Genomic DNA, 17421 nt, shown 5'->3' with positions numbered 1-17421 from the left:
CGGGGGGCGGCGGGGTGTCTCACGGGAACCTTCACCATCCCGCCGCCGTTCGCCCTCGATTCCCCGGGCATAGTGGGGTGCCGCTCCGGACGGCTCCGCACGCAAGCCCGGATGACAAGCTCATGACACCAAGGGTGCTCGGCGCTCGGGCCGGGCGCCCGGCATGCACACCAACCGGCATGCACACCAACCGACGGGGGTTCATCGCACCATGCAGTCGATACCTGGGTCCGCCACGCCCCGGCGCTCGCGCCGGCGCAGCGTTCTCGCCGCCACCGGGCTCGTCGCGGCCCTGGCGCTCACCGGCACCGCCTGCGACAGCTCGGGCTCGGCCGACGCCGCCGCCGGCGCATCGGACGCCACGGCTTCGCAGACCGCGGACAGCGGTAGCGGCGACGGCAAGGCCAGGATTCCCGCCGACATCGCGAACAAGCTCAAGGAGCACGGGGTCGACGTCGACAAGTGGAAGAACGGCGGCTGGAAGGACTGGGACAAGGACAAGTGGCTCAGTGAGGCCAAGGACTTCGTCAACCCGGTGATCGAGGGCCTGTGGAAGCCCGAGCGGATGAAGTCCGCCCAGGAGGCCAACAAGACGATCTCCACCAAGGACGCCGCCGCCGACCAGGGCGTCAGCGACCCGGCCCCGGAGCCGGTCCGGGCGCAGGCGGAGAAGACGCCGTACCACGAGAACGCCGCGCCGGTCGGCAAGGTCTTCTTCGACTCGCCCCAGGGCTCGATGGTCTGCTCGGGCACGGTCGTCAAGGACGTCAACCACCCCGGCAAGTCCAACCTGGTGTGGACCGCAGGTCACTGCGTGCACGCCGGCCGGGACGGCGGCTGGTACCGCAACATCGCGTTCGTGCCGGCCTACAACGACCTCGGCAAGTCCGCGGCGCAGCTGAGCAACGCCAAGGTCTCCGAGGTCGCCCCGTACGGCGCCTGGTGGGCGGACTGGGCGTCCACCTCCAGCCAGTGGATCCAGGGCGGTTCCGAGACGGGCGGCGCGGGCGCGGCGTACGACTACGCCGTGCTGCACGTGAAGCCGCAGTCCGGTGCCCGGTCGCTGGAGGAGACCGTCGGAGCGGCGCTGGACGTGGACTTCTCCGCGCCGCCCGCGACGCAGGTCGCCACGATGGGCGCCTGGGGCTACCCGGCCGCGCCTCCGTACAGCGGGCTGACGATGTTCCGCTGCGTCGACCGGCCGGGCCGGCTGTCGCTCAGCCCGTCGCTCCCGACGATGTACCGCATCGGCTGCACCATGACCGGCGGCTCCTCCGGCGGCGGCTGGTTCCGCGTGGTGGACGGCAGGACCAAGCTGGTGTCCAACACCTCGATCGGTCCGGCGGACCACACCTGGCTGGCGGGTCCGCAGCTCGGTCAGGGCGCGGAGGCGCTGTACCAGAACATGAGCAGGACGTACGGCGGCCGGTGAGCCGGTGAGCCGGTGACGAAGCCGAGGGCCCGCCCCCTGTCGCAGGGGGCGGGCCCTCGGGCCGTGCGGCGGTGGGTCAGAGCGCGGGGGCGGGCACGTGCGGTGCCAGCTCCGCCGCGAGCTCCTCGTGCACCCGGGCCTTGAGCAGGGTGCCCTCCGCGGTGTGCTCCTCGGAGATCACCTCGCCCTCGGTGTGGGCACGGGCGACCAGCTTGCCGTGGGTGTACGGCACCAGCGCCTCGATCTCGACGGACGGCCGGGGCAGCTCGCTGTCGATCAGCGCGAGCAGCTCGGCGATGCCCTGCCCGGTGCGGGCCGAGACGACGAGGGAGCGCTTCTCGATCCGCAGCAGCCGCTGGATCACCAGCGGGTCCGCCGCGTCCGCCTTGTTGACCACGACGATCTCGGGTACGTCGGTGGCGCCGACGTCCCTGATCACCTCGCGCACCGCGGCCAGCTGCTCCTCCGGGTCGGGGTGGGAGCCGTCCACCACGTGCAGGATCAGGTCGGAGTCCCCGACCTCCTCCATGGTGGAGCGGAACGCCTCGACCAGGTGGTGCGGCAGGTGCCGGACGAAGCCGACGGTGTCCGCGAGCGTGTAGAGCCGCCCGCTCGGGGTCTCGGCCCGGCGCACGGTCGGGTCCAGGGTCGCGAACAGGGCGTTCTCGACCAGGACGCCCGCGCCGGTGAGCCGGTTGAGCAGAGAGGACTTGCCGGCGTTGGTGTAGCCGGCGATGGCGACGGAGGGCACCTTGTTGCGGCGCCGCTCCTGGCGCTTGATCTCGCGGCCGGTCTTCATCTCCGCGATCTCCCGGCGCATCTTCGCCATCTTCTCGCGGATCCGCCGACGGTCCGTCTCGATCTTGGTCTCACCGGGACCGCGGGTGGCGAGGCCGCCGCCGCTGCCGCCGCCCATCTGCCGGGACAGCGACTGACCCCAGCCGCGCAGCCTCGGCAGCATGTACTGCATCTGGGCGAGCGCGACCTGCGCCTTGCCCTCGCGGGACTTGGCGTGCTGGGCGAAGATGTCCAGGATCAGGGCCGTACGGTCGATGACCTTGACCTTGACGACGTCCTCGAGGTGGATCAGCTGGCCCGGGCTGAGCTCGCCGTCGCAGATGACGGTGTCCGCGCCCGTCTCCAGGACGACGTCGCGCAGCTCGGCCGCCTTGCCGGAGCCGATGTAGGTGGCCGCGTCGGGCTTGTCACGGCGCTGGATCACGCCGTCGAGCACCACCGCGCCCGCCGTCTCCGCGAGGGCGGCCAGCTCGGCCAGGGAGTTCTCCGCGTCCCGCGCGGTCCCCGAGGTCCATACGCCGACGAGCACGACCCGCTCCAGGCGGAGCTGGCGGTACTCGACCTCGGTGACGTCCTCGAGCTCGGTGGACAGGCCCGCGACACGGCGCAGCGCCGCCCGCTCGGAACGGTCGAACTGATCGCCGTCCCGCTCTCCGTCGAACTCGTGGCTCCAGGTGACGTCCTCTTCCATCAGGGCATCGGCCCGGAGACCTTCGGGGTAGGAGTGCGCGAGGCGCTTGCTGTCCTGGGACGCCTCAAACGTCTGGGAAGAGGAAGAAGAGGAGGTCATTTGGTCCTTACGTGGTGGGAGAGTCCGTCATCGGTCACAACGTACGGGCGCCTCGGGAGATTCCCGTGGCCCTGCCGCGCCGGTCTGAAGATGGTCGCACGGTACGGCCCGTCTCGTCACTGCGTTATTCCTCCGGGTTCCTCCTCCGGGTCGTCCCCTTCGTATCCGCTCCCTTCACGTCCCGTCCCTCCACGTCCGCTCCTTCCACGTCCGCTCACTTCCTCGCCTCCTTCGGCGGCGGGGTGGGCTTCCAGTCGGGGTGGCCGGGCATCGGCGGGGTCTTCTCGCCGTACAGCCAGGCCTGGAAGAAGCCGCTCAGGTCACGTCCGGCGATGCCCGATGCCAGGCGTTCGAAGTCGGCCGTGGTGGCCGTGCCGTCCCGGTGGGCCCGTACCCAGGCCCGCTCCAGGCTCTCGAAGGCGGGCTTGCCGATCTCCTGGCGCAGCGCGTAGAGGACGAGCGCGGCGCCGTCGTAGACGTTCGCACGGAAGAAGCCGATCTTCTGTCCGGACTTCGGCGGCTTGGGGCGAGCGGGCGGTCCGCCGGTCTCGCGCCAGCGGTCGGAGGCGCCGTAGGCGGCCTTCATGCGGGTCACCAGCGGCTTGTTCGCCTTCTCGTCGGCGTACAGGGCCTCGTACCAGGTGGCGTGGCCCTCGTTGAGCCACACGTCGGACCAGGTGCGGGGGCTGACGCTGTCGCCGAACCACTGGTGGGACAGCTCGTGCACCATGAGCGACTCGACGTACCACCGGGGGTAGGCGGGTTCGGTGAACAGCTTCTTCTCGAAGAGGGACAGGGTCTGCGTCTCGAGTTCGAAGCCGGTGGCGGCGGAGGCCGTGAGCACGCCGTAGGTCTCGAAGGGGTACCGCCCGACCTTGCTCTCCATCCAGGCGATCTGGTCGGGGGTCCTGGCCAGCCAGGGTTCGAGGACCTTGCGGTCCTTGGCGGGGACGACGTCGCGCAGGGGCAGGCCGTGCGGGCCGGTGCGGTGCACCACGGCGGAGCGGCCGATGGACACCTGCGCCAGCTCGGTGGCCATGGGGTGCCGGGTGCGGTACGTCCAGGTCGTCGTTCCGCCGTTCCGGGTGACACCGGCCGGGAGGCCGTTGGCGACGGCCGTGTACCCGTCGGGCGCGGTGACGTGGAAGGTGAACATCGCCTTGTCGGAGGGGTGGTCGTTGCACGGGAACACCAGGTGGGCGGCGTCGGCCTGGTTGGCCATGGCGAGGCCGTCCACGGTGCGCACCCAGCCGCCGTCGCGGCCCTTCGCGGGCATCGGGTCGCTGGTGTGACGCACGGTGATGCGCATCCAACTGCCTCGGGGCAGCGGGACCTTCGGGGTGACCACGAGGTCCTCGCCGGCGGTGGCGAAATCGGCCGGCAGGCCGTCGACCTCCACGGAGTCGACCGAGCCGTGCGCGAAGTCGAGGTTCACGCGCTCCAGGTCCTCGGTGGTCCACGCGTCGATCGTGGTGACGGCCCGGAGCGGCTTGCCGTGGTCACCGGCGTAGGTGAACGACAGGTCGTACGACGACACGTCGTACCCCGGGTTGCCCAGGTACGGGAACAGCCGGTCACCGATGCCCAGCGGCTGGGGCGGAGCACTCGCGGCGACGAGACAAGCGCAGGCGGCGGACGCGAGGAGAGTCGCCTTCAGGCGACGCGGGACACGTGGTCCAAGGCTGAGCGGCATGCATCACGGCTATCAGCGCCCACCCACCGCACCGCGCCGACGCGCGCCCAACCCACCCGAATGAGCCCCATGGGAGCAAGCCCAGGACCACGGAGGTGCGGTGGAGCGGAGTGGCGCGCGGGCGCGGAGAGCGAGCGCCCCGGACCCGGACTCGGCAGCCCCGGCGCGGAGTCGGCAGCCCGGGCGCGCGGACCAGGGCAGGCGCGCCTCACATCCCCGGTGGTTGAGGCTGGGTGCGGCTCACGTCGTAGACGCCCGGCACGTCGCGCATCGCGCGCATCAGGGCCGGGAGCCCGGCCGCGTCGGGGAGTTGGAGGGTGTACGTGTGGCGGACGCGCTGCTGTGCCGGTGGGGCCACGGTCGCGGAGATGATCTCTACGCCCTCCAGGGCGATGGCCTCGGTGAGGTCGGCCAGCAGGTGGGGGCGGCCGAACGATTCCGCGAGCAGTGTGACACGGCACGCGGTGGTCTCCCCCCAGCGCACGCCGAACTCCGCGCGCCCCGCGCTTCTCATCCGCGCGACCGCGGCGCACTCCACACGGTGCACGGTCACCGCTCCCCCGCGCACGGCGAAGCCGGTGACCTCGTCGGGCGGTACGGGCGTACAGCAGCCCGCGAGCCGTGCGGCCGCGTCGGACCTGCCGACGACCGCGACGCTCGCCGTGCCGAACCCGGGGGCGGCCTGCGCGGCGGGCCCGGTCGACGGGACCGGGCCGACGGGACCCGCAACCGGCGACGGGCCGGCCTCCGCACCGGCCCGCGCGACCTCGGCGGAGCCGGCGCGCGCAGGACTACCCGCGGCGGGTGCGGCGTCCCCGCCGGTGCCCTGGGCCCGATCCGCGGCGGGTGCGGCGTCCCCGCCGGTGCCCTGGGTCCGGTCCGCGGCGGACTGGCGGGTGGCCAGCCGGCGTTGGATGGCGATGCGGGCGGCCGGGGTGTGGGCGTGGTCCAGCCATTCCCGGGAGGGCTCGGAGGCCGGGTCCTGGCCCATCAGGAGCTGGACGCTGTCGCCGTCCTTCAGGACGGTGCTCAGGGTCGCCAGGCGGCCGTTGACGCGGGCTCCGATGCACGCGTGCGCGTCCTCGCCGTACTGCGCATAGGCGGCGTCCACGCAGGTGGCGCCCTCGGGCAGGCCCAGAGTGCCCCCGTCGGGCCGGAAGACGGCGATCTCGCGGTCCTGGGCGAGGTCCTCGCGCAGGGTGGACCAGAAGGTGTCGGTGTCCGGCGCGGCCCGCTGCCATTCGAGGAGGCGGGAGAGCCAGCCGGGGCGGGTGGGGTCGGCGCGCTCGCCGTCGCCGGCGGAGTGCTCCTCCGCGGGGGGAGCGTAGGGGTTGCCGAGGGCGACCACCCCGGCCTCGGCGGCCTTGTGCATCTGGTGGGTGCGGATGAGGACTTCGACGACCTGCCCGTCCTCGCGGGCGACGGCGGTGTGCAGTGACTGGTACAGGTTGAACTTGGGTACGGCGATGAAGTCCTTGAACTCCGAGACGACGGGTGTCATGCAGGTGTGCAGCTCACCGAGGACGGCGTAGCAGTCGGCGTCCTCGTTCACCAGCACCAGCAGCCGGCCGAAGTCGCAGCCGCGCAGTCGGCCGCGCTTGCGGGAGACCCGGTGCATGGAGACGAAGTGCCGTGGTCTGACGAGCACTTCGGCAGGGACGTCCGCTTCGCGCAGCACGTCGCGCACCTGCTCGGCGACCTCGGTGAGCGGGTCGCCGGAGCGACTCGCGTTCTCCCCGATCAACTCGCGCGTGTGCGCGTACTCCTCGGGGTGCAGGATCGCGAAGACGAGGTCCTCCAGCTCGGTCTTGAGCGCCTGCACGCCGAGCCGTTCGGCGAGCGGGATGAGGACGTCCCGGGTCACCTTGGCGATACGGGCCTGTTTCTCCGGGCGCATCACGCCGAGGGTGCGCATGTTGTGCAGCCGGTCGGCGAGTTTGATCGACATCACGCGGACGTCGTTGCCGGTGGCGACGAGCATCTTGCGGAAGGTCTCGGGCTCGGCGGCCGCGCCGTAGTCGACCTTCTCCAGCTTGGTGACGCCGTCGACGAGGTAGCGGACCTCCTCGCCGAACTGCTCGCGGACCTGGTCCAGCGTCACGTCGGTGTCCTCGACGGTGTCGTGCAGCAAGGACGCGGTCAACGTCGTGGTCTCGGCGCCGAGTTCGGCGAGGATGAGGGTCACGGCGAGCGGATGCGTGATGTAGGGCTCGCCGCTCTTGCGCATCTGACCGCGGTGCGAGGACTCGGCCAGGACGTAGGCGCGGCGCAGGGGTTCGAGGTCGGCCTCGGGGAAGTGCGCGCGGTGGGCCTCGACCACGTGGCCGATGGCGTCCGGAAGCCGGTCGCGGGCGGCCGGGCCGAGCAGTGCGGCACGGCCGAGCCGGCGCAGGTCGATCCGCGGGCGGGCCCTGCGCCGGGGCCCCGCGGGAGCCACCGGGCCCGGGGCCGCAGGATTCGTGGCATCCGCACTCATGGGCACCTCCGGCTGCGTGGACCGGTGGACGGGGCGCCCCAGGGCGTACGCGGCACAGGGGTTGGCAACGGATCCCCCGTCCGGGCCGGTGATTGATGCTACCGAGCCCAGCACGCCCGACCGGCCGTCTCTCGGCGAGCGTGAAACGGATCACCCATTCGAGCGATGGCCAGGAGGTTTACGGTTTTCAGTCACCTGACAGGCGGTCAGCCGTGGATTCACCGCCTGTTCCGGTCTCCGGGTATACGTATGACCTTCCCATGGGTCGCCGGAGCTGCGAAGCCCAGCCGGCCGACCGTCAGCCGACCGCTGTTTCCAGCCACTTCGCGTCGATCTCGCCCTCGGCGACGAGCACCGCGGGTCCGGTCATCTCGATCTCGCCGTCCGGCCGCTCGGTGATCACCAGCGTTCCGCCGGGGAGATCCACCGTGTAGGTCGCCGGGGTTCCGGTGGCGGCCGGGTCGGCGCCGTCACGCCGGGCGGCCGCCACGGCGACGGCACACGCGCCCGTGCCGCACGAGCGGGTCTCGCCCGAGCCGCGCTCGTGCACGCGCAGGGCGACGTGGCGGGGACCGCGGTCGACGACGAACTCGACGTTCACGCCGTCCGGGTAGGCGGAGGCCGGGCTGAAGGGCGGCGGGGAGAGCAGGTTCCCGGCGTCGTCGAGGTCGTCGACGAAGGCGACCGCGTGCGGGTTGCCCATGTTCACGTTGCGCGCGGGCCAACTGCGCCCGCCGACGCTCACGGTGACGTCCCCTTCGGGGAGCCTCGCCCTGCCCATGCCGACGGTGACGTCACCGTCCTTGGCGATGTGCACGGTCTTCACGCCCCCGCGCGTGGCGATCGCGAGGTCGCCCTCGGTCGTGTGCCCGGCGTGCTGGAGGTAGCGCGCGAACACCCGCACGCCGTTTCCGCACATCTCCGCGACGGAGCCGTCGGCGTTGCGGTAGTCCATGAACCACTCCGCCTCGGCCGCCATGGCGCGGGCCTCGGGGTGCGCGGCGGAACGCACGACGTGCAGCACCCCGTCCCCGCCGATGCCCGCCCGGCGGTCGCACAGGGCGGCGACGGCCGCCGGGGACAGCTCGACGGCGTTCTCCGGGTCCGGGACGATCACGAAGTCGTTCTCCGTGCCGTGCCCCTTGAGGAAGGGGATGCGCGTGCTCATGGCTCGATCGTACGGGGTCCCTCCGGCAACCCCACGATCACGCCCAGCGACGACCCGGCCCGCCCGGGCACGGGACGACGCCGGATCCCGGGCAAGAAGGGTGTCCGGGAGCCGGCGGGGCCAGGGGCCGGGCGCGGGTGTGAGTGGTGGCCGGGGCTGCGGGGACGGGCCGCGGGTACCAGTGGTGCTCGGGGGCCGGCGGAGCCGGGGGCGGGTGGGGGTCAGCGCAGGCGGGCTACTCGCCACACGGCGAGCACCACGACCACGGCGACGACGAGGACGTACGCGCCGAGCACCCGCCAGTCCAGGCGCCGCCCGGAACCGCGCGGCGGCAGGCCCGGCCAGGTGTGGCCGACGCGGCGGGCGGCCATCATGCCCCAGCCGGCCGAGCAGGAGCAGATCAGCAGCCCCAGCATGGCGATCACGGCACCGTTGTCGCCGTCGAAGGCCAGCGGGAAGGCGAACATCAGCGAGCCGACGACAGCCAGGCCCACGATCGGGGCCAGCTGCCAGATGCGCAGCCGCCGCTGCGGGCGCAGCTCGACCTCCACCTCGGGCCCGGCGAACATCTCCTCGGGCCCGGGACCGTCCGCGGTCACGCCGCCCTGCGTCTCGTCGGGCCCGTCGGGGCTCAACGAGCCCTCGTCCGGATCCGCGTCACCGCGCTCCACGGTGATGCGGTCGGTGTCTTGTGCGGTGTCGCGAGGGCCGGCCTCCATCGCCACGCGCCCTCCCAACTAGGACTTCATTTGGTCGATCCGAGCATGATGATGGCACGGCGCCGGAGGCCCGGATGACGGCCTGGGCGTCCCGATGCCATGACGTGATCAGGCTGTGACCGGTCGTTCGACCAACGCCAGGGCGAGATGCGGAAGTTCTGTGAGATCCGCCGCAGCGCCGCTCAGCCAGTGCACACGGGGGTCCCGCCGGAACCAGGAGTCCTGGCGGCGCGCGAAGCGCTTCGTGGCGCGTACGGTCTCCGCGCGCGCCTCGTCGAGCGTGCACTCTCCGGCGAGTGCCGCGAGCACCTGCTGGTAGCCGAGCGCACGCGACGCCGTACGCCCCTCGCGCAGGCCCCGCGCCTCCAGCGCGTGCACCTCGTCCACGAGCCCCGCCTCCCACATGCGGTCGACCCGCCGCGCGATCCGTTCGTCGAGTTCGGGGCGGGTCACGTCGACGCCGATCTGCACGGTGTCGTAGACCGAGTCGTGGCCCGGGAGGTTGGCGGTGAAGGGCCGGCCGGTGATCTCGATGACCTCGAGGGCCCGGACGATCCGGCGGCCGTTGCTGGGCAGGATCGCCCGCGCGGCCCCGGGGTCGGCGGCGGCGAGGCGGGCGTGCAGCGCCCCGGATCCGCGCAGCGTGAGTTCGTCCTCCAGCCGGGCGCGCACCTCGGGGTCGGTGCCCGGGAACTCCAGGTTGTCCACGGCCCCGCGGACGTACAGGCCGGAGCCGCCGACCAGGACCGGCCAGCGCCCCTCGGCGAGCAGCGCGTCGATCCGCTCCCGGGCGAGCCGCTGGTACTCGGCTACGGACGCCGTGACGGTCACGTCCCAGATGTCGAGCAGGTGGTGCGGTACGCCACCGCGCTCCTCGGGCGTCAGCTTCGCGGTGCCGATGTCCATCCCGCGGTAGAGCTGCATGGAGTCGGCGTTGACGACCTCACCGCCGAGGCGCTGGGCCAGAAAGACGCCGAGATCGGACTTTCCGGCCGCAGTGGGGCCGACGACGGCGATGACGCGGGGGGCGGAAGGTGCGCTGCTCACCGCACCAGTCTCCCAAACCCCGCAGGAGGTGCCGCGCACGAGTCGTGTGACGGCAGGTAAAGGGGTAGAACGAATAGGGTATCGAATGAGTATGGGCGTTTTTGCGCGGCTCCCTTCGATGGTCGCGCGACTCCTTCGGCGGTCGGAGGGGCGGAGGAGACCTCGGCCGCCGGGGAGAAGGAATCCGCTCCGTCAGGGAAGGTGAACCATGGGTCTGATGGACAACATGAAGGCCAGGATCGGCCCGGCGAAGGAAAAGGTGTCGGACCTCGCCCAGCGCCACGGGGGCACAATCGGACAGAGCCTCGACAAGGCCGCGAAGGTGGTCGACGAGAAGACCAAGGGCAAGTACAGCGACAAGATTCACGCAGGTACGGACAAGGCCAAGGGCGCCATGGACCGGCTCGCCCACAAGGGCGGTACGAGCCCGGAGACCCGCACCGCGCCGGATGCGGGCACGAGCCCGGAACCGGGCGCCGGCACGGCGCCGGGCGGCACTTCCTCGCCGACACCGCCGGAGGGACAGCCGCCCACGCCCTGACGGGCGTCAGCGGAGGACAGGGGCGGGCGGCCGGAAGGCAGGCCCTTCCGGCCGCCCGCAACACCCGCAGGGTCTACGCGTGCCGGGTCTACGCGTGCCGTCCTGGCCGTACCGGCCGCGTCCCCCGCGCCCGCCGTGTCCCTCTCACGACCAGGCCGCGACCAGGTACCCCACTCCGTACGGCGCGTCGTCGTGAAGCAGCGCGCCGGAGAGCCCGGCGCGCTCGGCCGCGCCGGCCAGCACCTGCCAGGGGGCCCGGCCCGACGCCTTCAGTTCGTGGGCCGGCTCCACGTCGAGGGCCATGAGCGCCGATGTGTCGGCCTGCGCCAGCGCTCGGGCGACGCCCGCGTCGAAGGGTTCGGCCCGTTCGTCGAGATACCCCGGCGCCTTGAGCGTCCGCGCCGCGCTGGCGTCGCCCATCACCAGCAGCGCCACGCGCCCGGCCCGCCCGGCGAGGTCCCGGCCGGCCGCCGCGCACCGCTCGGGCTCCAGCGACTCCCCCACGCCGAGCCCCTCGACGGGGGCGCCGGACCAGCCGGTGCGCTCCAGCAGCCAGGCGGCGACGGCGAGCGAGGGCGGCAGCTCGCCCGCTGCCCCGGTGCCGGTGTCCCGGCCGAGCCGGACCTCCAGGTCGACGCCGAAGCCGCGGAACGATCCCCGGGTGCCCTCCGGGTGGGGGCCGCGCCCGGGGCCCTCCGCGGGCCCGACGACCACCAGCAGGTCGGGCCGGGCGGCGGCGAGCACGCCCAGCGCGTCCGTGCAGGCGGCCCGGGCGGAGTCCAGCTCGGGTGCGGCTCCCGCGGCCAGCTCGGGCACGAGGAGGGGCGGGCAGGGGCAGACAGCGGCGGCGACAAGCATGATCCGCAGGGTAGCTCCGCGGGGCGGCCGCACGTCGGGCGGCCGCCCGCTCGACGGGTCAGTCGCAGCCGCAGCCGCTGTTCGCGGCGACGGGCAGCGGCTCGGGCACGCCCACCCTCGGCAGGCCGAGCATGACACCGGCCGGCTTGGCGGCCTCCGCGGCGGTGCGCTTCTCCCACGCGTCACCCGCGCGCGTGCGGCGCACGTCGAGCACCGGGCCCTCGGCGAGGAGGTGGTGCGGGGCGGCGTAGGTGACCTCGACCGTGACCACGTCGCCGGGGCGCACGTCCTGCTCGGGCTTGGTGAAGTGGACCAGGCGGTTGTCGGGGGCGCGGCCGGAGAGGCGGTGGGTGGTGCCGTCCTTGCGGCCCTCGCCCTCGGCGACCATGAGCTCCAGCGTGCGGCCGACCTGCTTCTTGTTCTCCTCCCAGGAGATCTCCTCCTGGAGCACGACCAGCCGCTCGTAGCGCGCCTGGACGACCTCCTTGGGGATCTGGTCCTCCATCTCGGCGGCCGGGGTGCCGGGACGCTTGGAGTACTGGAAGGTGAACGCCTGCGCGAACCGCGCCTCGCGCACCACGTGCAGCGTCTGCTCGAAGTCCTCCTCGGTCTCGCCGGGGAAGCCCACGATGATGTCGGTGGTGATCGCGGCGTGCGGGATGGCGGCGCGGACCTTCTCGATGATTCCGAGGTAGCGCTCCTGACGGTAGGAGCGGCGCATCGCCTTCAGCACCGTGTCGGAGCCGGACTGCAGCGGCATGTGCAGCTGCGGCATGGCGTTCGGGGTCTCGGCCATCGCGGCGATCACGTCGTCGGTGAAGTCGCGCGGGTGCGGCGAGGTGAAGCGGACCCGCTCCAGGCCTTCGATGGTGCCGCAGGCCCGCAGCAGCTTGCTGAACGCCTCGCGGTCGCCGATGTCGGAGCCGTAGGCGTTGACGTTCTGGCCGAGCAGTGTGATCTCCGAGACGCCCTCGGCGACCAGGGCCTCCACCTCGGCGAGGATGTCTCCGGGGCGGCGGTCCTTCTCCTTGCCGCGCAGCGCGGGGACGATGCAGAAGGTGCAGGTGTTGTTGCAGCCGACGGAGATCGAGACCCAGGCCGCGTACGCGCTCTCGCGCCGCGTCGGCAGCGTGGAGGGGAACGCCTCCAGGGACTCGGCGATCTCGACCTGCGCCTCCTCCTGCACGCGGGCGCGCTCGAGCAGGACGGGCAGCTTGCCGATGTTGTGCGTGCCGAAGACGACGTCCACCCAGGGCGCCCTCTTCACGATGGTGTCCCGGTCCTTCTGCGCCAGGCAGCCGCCGACGGCGATCTGCATCCCGGGCCGCTTCGCCTTCATCGGCGCGAGGTGCCCCAGGTTGCCGTACAGCCGGTTGTCGGCGTTCTCCCGGACGGCGCAGGTGTTGAAGACGACGACGTCCGCCTCGCCGTCCGCCCCCTCCGGCGCCCGCACGTACCCCGCGTCCTCGAGCAGCCCGGCCAGCCGCTCGGAGTCGTGGACGTTCATCTGGCACCCGTAGGTGCGGATCTCGTAGCTCTTGGGTCCTTGAACGTCCACTGCGGGGCTCCGGTCGCTGCTGCTGGTCATGCGTCAAGGGTAGGCGGTCCCCGGCAGCCCCCCGGACGGCGGAGCGCCACGGCCTTCCGGGCCGGGCACCGCGCGGATCCGCGGGAGCGACGGCCCGGCCGGAAGGCTTTGCGTCCACGTGAGGGCGACACGACCGGTCACTTCCTCCCGCATGGGGGCAACTGGCCCAAAATGACACGCGTGACGGAGCTTCGTGACGCCCTGCGGGCACCCGCGCCGGAAGTGTCCCCGACGGCGGTGCTGCGCGCGTGGCTGCTGCGGCCGGCCGGTCCGCTCCCGGTGGCCCTCCTCGCCGTCGTCCTGGTCGCCCGCGCCGCGCGCGTGGCCGTCGTGTTCACCCAGGGAGGGATGGACAACGCCTTCGTCGTCCATGCCGGGCAGATCTGGCTGGGCGGGGGCGCTCCGTATGCCGACCGGCGCTTCCTGTACCTGCCCAGTGCCGTGCTGTTCGCCGCCGGGCAGGCCGCGCTCCCGGCGCCCGTGGTGCGCGTCGCGGCGCCGCTGGCCTGCGTGGCGCTGATCGCGGGCGGCTGGTGGTGTGCGGTGCGCCTGTTCCGGGTGCCGGCGTGCAGCCGGTTCGCGGTGCTGGGGCTGCTGGTGCTGGTGCTGGGCTGGGCACCGGTCGGCCACCTGGTGACCCTGGGGAACTGGACCGCGGTCGGCGCCCTGGCCCTGCCGCTGGCGCTGCTGCTGGCCGACCGGGGCCGCTGGGACGCGGCCGGGGTGGTCCTGGGCGTCTCGGTGGCGGTGAAGCCGCTGCTGCTGCCCTTGATCATCCTGCTGGTGCTGGCCCGGCGGTGGCGGGCGCTGGCCTGGATGGTGGCGGTGCCGCTGGCCGTGTCGGCGGGCGCGGCCCTGATCATGCCGGACCCGGGCGGCTTCTTCACCCGCACCCTGCCCTTCCTGCTCAAGGGCGGGGACGGTCTGATGCGGCCGTACGACGCCTCCCTGCCGGCGGTACTGCCGCGGCTGGGTCTGCCGCCCGTACCGGCCGAGGCGGTGGCCCTGGCCGCGGCGGCGGCCGGTGTGCTCTGCGCCCGGCTGCGCTGGCGCCGCGCCGATCCGGGTCCCGCGCGACTCGCGGACACGGCCGCGCTGCTGATGCTGGCCTCCTTTCTGGTGTCCCGGCCGTCCTACGACCACTACCTGGTCGTCGTCGTGCCGCTGCTGGTCGCCGGGGCGCTGGAGGCGGACTCGGTGACGCGCTCGCCGTGGTTCTGGGTCGCGCTCGTCCCGCAGGTGCCCCAGTTCGCCTTCCCGCACCTGGACGGCTCGACCCGCAGGGCATTCAAGGACGCGGCCACGCTGTGCGGGCTCGCGCTGGTGCTCGCCGTGCGGTGCGCCCGGCGTGCACCGCGGCGGCCCGCCGCTTCGGACGTACGCGGGCCGTACGCGTTCCTCGTCAGACGCCGTCGGGAACCCAGCCCTGCCGGCGCAGCACGGCGGACACGTCGGGAGCCACGTAGTGCTCCCCCTTGAGCACCTTGCCGTCGTCGCGGCGGGCGACCTGCCCGTCGGGGCCGAGCTTGGTCATGTTGGCGCGGTGGATCTCGGCGATCACGTCGTCGAGGTCGATGCCGTGCACCAGGGCGGTGCCGTACGCCACGTACACGACGTCCGCCAGTTCGTGTGCGAGCCGGTCGAGCGGGCCGCCGACGGAGACCTCCGCGACCTCGGCCGCCTCCTCCGCCAGCAGTTCCCCGCGGTGCGCGGCGAGCTCCGGCGGCACCCGGGTCGGCGTGCGGCGGGCGTCGAGCCCGAAGGCGCGGTGGAACTCACGGACCAGATCGGCGGGCGAGGAACTCATACCGCGAGGGTAGCCGCCGGCTCGAACCGCGCCGGGCGGCCACCGGGTCGCTTGCCCCTGGTCAGCGCGGCGTACCGCTGGCAGGATCGCGCCCATGCCAAAGCTGTCCCCCCGCATCGGACGACGCCGCGGCCTGACGGGCACGGCCGCCGGGGTCGTGGTCCTCGGGCTGCTGCTGTGGTGGCTGCTGCCCCTGGGCGAGGCCCCGCCGAGCGGAACGATCACCTTCAGCACGGGAACCCTGCGCGGGGTCTACCAGGAGTACGGCGTGCGGCTGCGCACCGCGTTCGCCAAGGACATGCCCGATCTGAAGGTGCGGCTGCTGACCAGCGACGGCTCGCAGGAGAACGTCGCGCGGGTGGCGACCGGCCGGGCCGACTTCACCATCACCGCGGCGGACGCGGTGGAGACGTACGAGGTGAGCCACGGGCCGGGTGCCGCGCGGCTGCGCGGTGTGGCCCGCCTCTACGACGACTACGTGCAGCTCGTCGTCCCGCGCGACTCGCCCGTCCGCTCCGTGGCGGACCTGCGCGGCAAGCGGGTGTCGGTCGGACCGCCGGAGTCCGGTGTGCGGCTGATCGCCGAGCGGGTGCTCAAGACCGCCGGGATCGACCCGCGGACGGGCATCCGCCCGATGAGCGACGGCATAGGCACCGCCCCGGACCGGCTGCGGCGGGGCGAGCTCGACGCGTTCTTCTGGTCGGGCGGGCTGCCGACGGACGGTCTGCAGCGGCTGGCCGGGAAGTTCGCGTTCCGCTTCGTGCCGATCGAGGCCGACCTGGTGGCCAGGCTGCACGCCGAGGGCGGCGCCACCCGCTACTACCGCGCCGCCAACATGCCGGAGTCGGCGTACCCGTCGATCCAGCAGGGCGCGACCGTGCCGACGATCGCGGTGTCCAACCTGCTGATGACGCGCGCGGACATGGACCCGAGACTGACGGAGTGGGTGACCCGCACCGTCATCAAGAGCCGCGACGGCATCGGCGCCCACGTCCACTCCGCCCAGCTGGTGGACCTGCGCACCGCGATCTACACCGACCCCCTGACACTGCACGAGGGCGCCCGGCGCTACTACCGCTCGGTCAAGCCGTAGGCGCCGACCGCGGCACGGTCACCGTCACCCGCAGTCCGCGCGGCTTCTCCTCCCGGTGCCGGGCGTAGGAGACCGAGCCGCCGCCCGCCGCGAGCAGCGCGCGGGAGATGGACAGCCCGAGACCGGATCCCTTGATGTTCTGGTGGCGTCCGCTGCGCCAGAAGCGGTCGCCGACGCGGGCGAGCTCCTCGTCGGTGAGACCGGGGCCGTGGTCGGCGACGACGATCGTCGACGTGCCGCGGTCGAAGGAGACCGACACCTCGACGCTCTCGCCGCCAGGCGAGAACTTCACGGCGTTGTCGATCACCGCGTCCAGCGCGGACGACAGGGCCACCGGGTCGGCCCAGGCCGTGGTGGCCGGGCACTCGCCGACCAGCCGCACCCCCTCGGCCTCGGCGGCCGGCGCCCAGGCCGCCACCCGCTCGGCAGCCAGCTCGCCGATGTCGATGAGTCTCAGATCCGGTTCCGCGTGCTCGGCGAGCGCCAGGTCGAGCAGGTCGTCCAGGACCTCGGCGAGGCGCTTGCCCTCGGTGCGCACCGAGGCGATCTCCTCGTTGTCCCGGGGCAGTTCGAGCGCGAGCAGTTCGATGCGCAGCAGCAGCGCGGAGAGCGGATTGCGCAACTGGTGCGAGGCGTCGGCGACGAAGGCGCGCTGCTGCTCAAGGACGTCCTCGACGTTGTCCGCCATCTCGTTGAACGAGCGGGCGAGCCGACGCAGTTCGGGCGGCCCGCCGGCGGCCGCCACCCGGGACTTCAGCCGCCCGGTGGCGATGTCGTGGGTGGTGGCGTCGAGGATCCGCACGGGTCTGAGCACCCAGCCGGTCAGCCGCAGCGCGGCGCCGACGGCGAGCAGCATCGCGGCGATCTCGCCGGTGCCGATGAGCAGCCAGCCGTGCAGGGTCCGCGAACGCATCTGCCCGGTCGGCGAGTCGGTGACGACGACCGCGACGACATCACCGTCCCGGATCACGGGGGAGGCGACGACGAGCCGGTGGCGCTGCCAGGGCCAGACCTGTTCCGGGTCGTGGCTGCGCCGGCTCAGCAGCGCCTCCTCGAAGGCGTCGCGCACCTCTCCGCGCGCGGGCAGCGACCAGTCGGCCGGGGCGTTGGCCATCGGGATGCCGGTCCGGTAGAAGACGCCGGCCTGGATGCCGTAGACCTCGTGGTAGCTGCCGAGTTCGCGGCTGAGGGTCTCCAACCGCTCGTCCGGGACCGTGCGCCGGGGGCCGCTGGTCCCGTCGGTGACGAACTGGGCCAGGGCGGCGAAGCGCGCGGTGTCGTCGATGCGGTCCACGACCGCCTTCTGCTGCTCGGCACCGGCGACGCTGACGGCGAGCGGGACGCCGAGAGCGAGCAGGACGGCCGCCAACAGGACGATGAGCAGCGGCAACAGACGTGAGCTCACCCGTCC

General features: G+C 72.9%; 14 protein-coding genes. 4 read left to right on the top strand and 10 right to left on the bottom strand.

The window, feature by feature from the left end; genetic code table 11:
* Window positions 1-211: 211 nt before the first annotated feature.
* Window positions 212-1432 (top strand): trypsin-like serine peptidase, encoded by a 1221-nt coding sequence (locus tag ACIHCX_RS05050; RefSeq protein WP_400026691.1) that lies wholly within the window; start codon window positions 212-214, stop codon window positions 1430-1432.
* Between the two features lie 76 nt (window positions 1433-1508).
* On the opposite strand, the gene hflX is transcribed toward ACIHCX_RS05050, so the two are convergent.
* The 6 genes from hflX to miaA form a co-directional block, all read right to left on the bottom strand.
* On the bottom strand, window positions 1509-3020 hold the full coding sequence (hflX, locus tag ACIHCX_RS05045) for a GTPase HflX (protein WP_400026689.1): 1512 nt from the start codon (window positions 3018-3020) through the stop codon (window positions 1509-1511).
* A 214-nt stretch (window positions 3021-3234) separates the two neighbouring features.
* Complete coding sequence (locus ACIHCX_RS05040) at window positions 3235-4713, bottom strand: M1 family metallopeptidase (protein WP_400026687.1); 1479 nt, start codon at window positions 4711-4713, stop codon at window positions 3235-3237.
* A gap of 208 nt (window positions 4714-4921) precedes the next feature.
* Window positions 4922-7189 carry a RelA/SpoT family protein gene (locus ACIHCX_RS05035; protein ID WP_400026686.1) on the bottom strand — a complete coding sequence of 756 codons (2268 nt, stop codon included), beginning with the start codon at window positions 7187-7189 and terminating at the stop codon, window positions 4922-4924.
* A 298-nt stretch (window positions 7190-7487) separates the two neighbouring features.
* Complete coding sequence (gene dapF, locus ACIHCX_RS05030; RefSeq protein ID WP_400026685.1) at window positions 7488-8357, bottom strand: diaminopimelate epimerase; 870 nt, start codon at window positions 8355-8357, stop codon at window positions 7488-7490.
* A gap of 221 nt (window positions 8358-8578) precedes the next feature.
* Complete coding sequence (locus tag ACIHCX_RS05025) at window positions 8579-9076, bottom strand: hypothetical protein (protein WP_400027686.1); 498 nt, start codon at window positions 9074-9076, stop codon at window positions 8579-8581.
* Window positions 9077-9184: 108 nt separating this feature from the next.
* Window positions 9185-10123 carry a tRNA (adenosine(37)-N6)-dimethylallyltransferase MiaA gene (gene miaA / locus ACIHCX_RS05020; protein WP_400026683.1) on the bottom strand — a complete coding sequence of 313 codons (939 nt, stop codon included), beginning with the start codon at window positions 10121-10123 and terminating at the stop codon, window positions 9185-9187.
* Between the two features lie 208 nt (window positions 10124-10331).
* Between miaA and ACIHCX_RS05015 the strand changes: the two genes are divergently transcribed.
* Window positions 10332-10664, top strand: coding sequence for an Rv0909 family putative TA system antitoxin (locus ACIHCX_RS05015; RefSeq protein WP_400026681.1), 333 nt, complete (start codon window positions 10332-10334; stop codon window positions 10662-10664).
* A 144-nt stretch (window positions 10665-10808) separates the two neighbouring features.
* Here the strand turns inward: ACIHCX_RS05015 and ACIHCX_RS05010 are convergent, their stop codons facing one another.
* Both ACIHCX_RS05010 and miaB read right to left on the bottom strand, forming a co-directional pair.
* A complete protein-coding gene (locus ACIHCX_RS05010) occupies window positions 10809-11522 on the bottom strand; it encodes a class III extradiol dioxygenase subunit B-like domain-containing protein (protein ID WP_400026680.1) in 714 nt (237 codons plus the stop codon).
* Window positions 11523-11580: 58 nt separating this feature from the next.
* Window positions 11581-13110 (bottom strand): tRNA (N6-isopentenyl adenosine(37)-C2)-methylthiotransferase MiaB, encoded by a 1530-nt coding sequence (miaB, locus tag ACIHCX_RS05005; RefSeq protein WP_400026679.1) that lies wholly within the window; start codon window positions 13108-13110, stop codon window positions 11581-11583.
* 171 nt (window positions 13111-13281) lie between these two features.
* On the opposite strand from miaB, the gene ACIHCX_RS05000 reads away from it, so the two are divergent.
* Window positions 13282-14589: a glycosyltransferase family 87 protein gene (locus ACIHCX_RS05000; RefSeq protein ID WP_400026678.1), complete on the top strand. Its 1308-nt coding sequence runs from the start codon at window positions 13282-13284 to the stop codon at window positions 14587-14589.
* Here the strand turns inward: ACIHCX_RS05000 and ACIHCX_RS04995 are convergent.
* Window positions 14513-14917, bottom strand: a complete 405-nt coding sequence (locus ACIHCX_RS04995) for a MazG nucleotide pyrophosphohydrolase domain-containing protein (RefSeq protein WP_400026677.1) — start codon at window positions 14915-14917, stop codon at window positions 14513-14515. The two genes, ACIHCX_RS05000 and ACIHCX_RS04995, sit on opposite strands and share 77 nt — an antisense overlap.
* 94 nt (window positions 14918-15011) lie before the next feature.
* Between ACIHCX_RS04995 and ACIHCX_RS04990 the strand changes: the two genes are divergently transcribed.
* Window positions 15012-16010 (top strand): TAXI family TRAP transporter solute-binding subunit, encoded by a 999-nt coding sequence (locus tag ACIHCX_RS04990; protein WP_400026676.1) that lies wholly within the window; start codon window positions 15012-15014, stop codon window positions 16008-16010.
* On the opposite strand, the gene ACIHCX_RS04985 is transcribed toward ACIHCX_RS04990, so the two are convergent.
* Entirely contained in the window at window positions 16000-17415 is a 1416-nt protein-coding gene (locus ACIHCX_RS04985; RefSeq protein WP_400026674.1) for a sensor histidine kinase, read from the bottom strand. The two genes, ACIHCX_RS04990 and ACIHCX_RS04985, sit on opposite strands and share 11 nt — an antisense overlap.
* Window positions 17416-17421 lie beyond the last annotated feature (6 nt).

This window comes from Streptomyces sp. NPDC052043 (assembly GCF_044548235.1).
GTDB lineage: Bacteria > Actinomycetota > Actinomycetes > Streptomycetales > Streptomycetaceae > Streptomyces.
The sequence above is the reverse complement of the archived record's forward strand: the minus strand, read 5'-3'. Positions and strand labels throughout refer to the sequence as shown.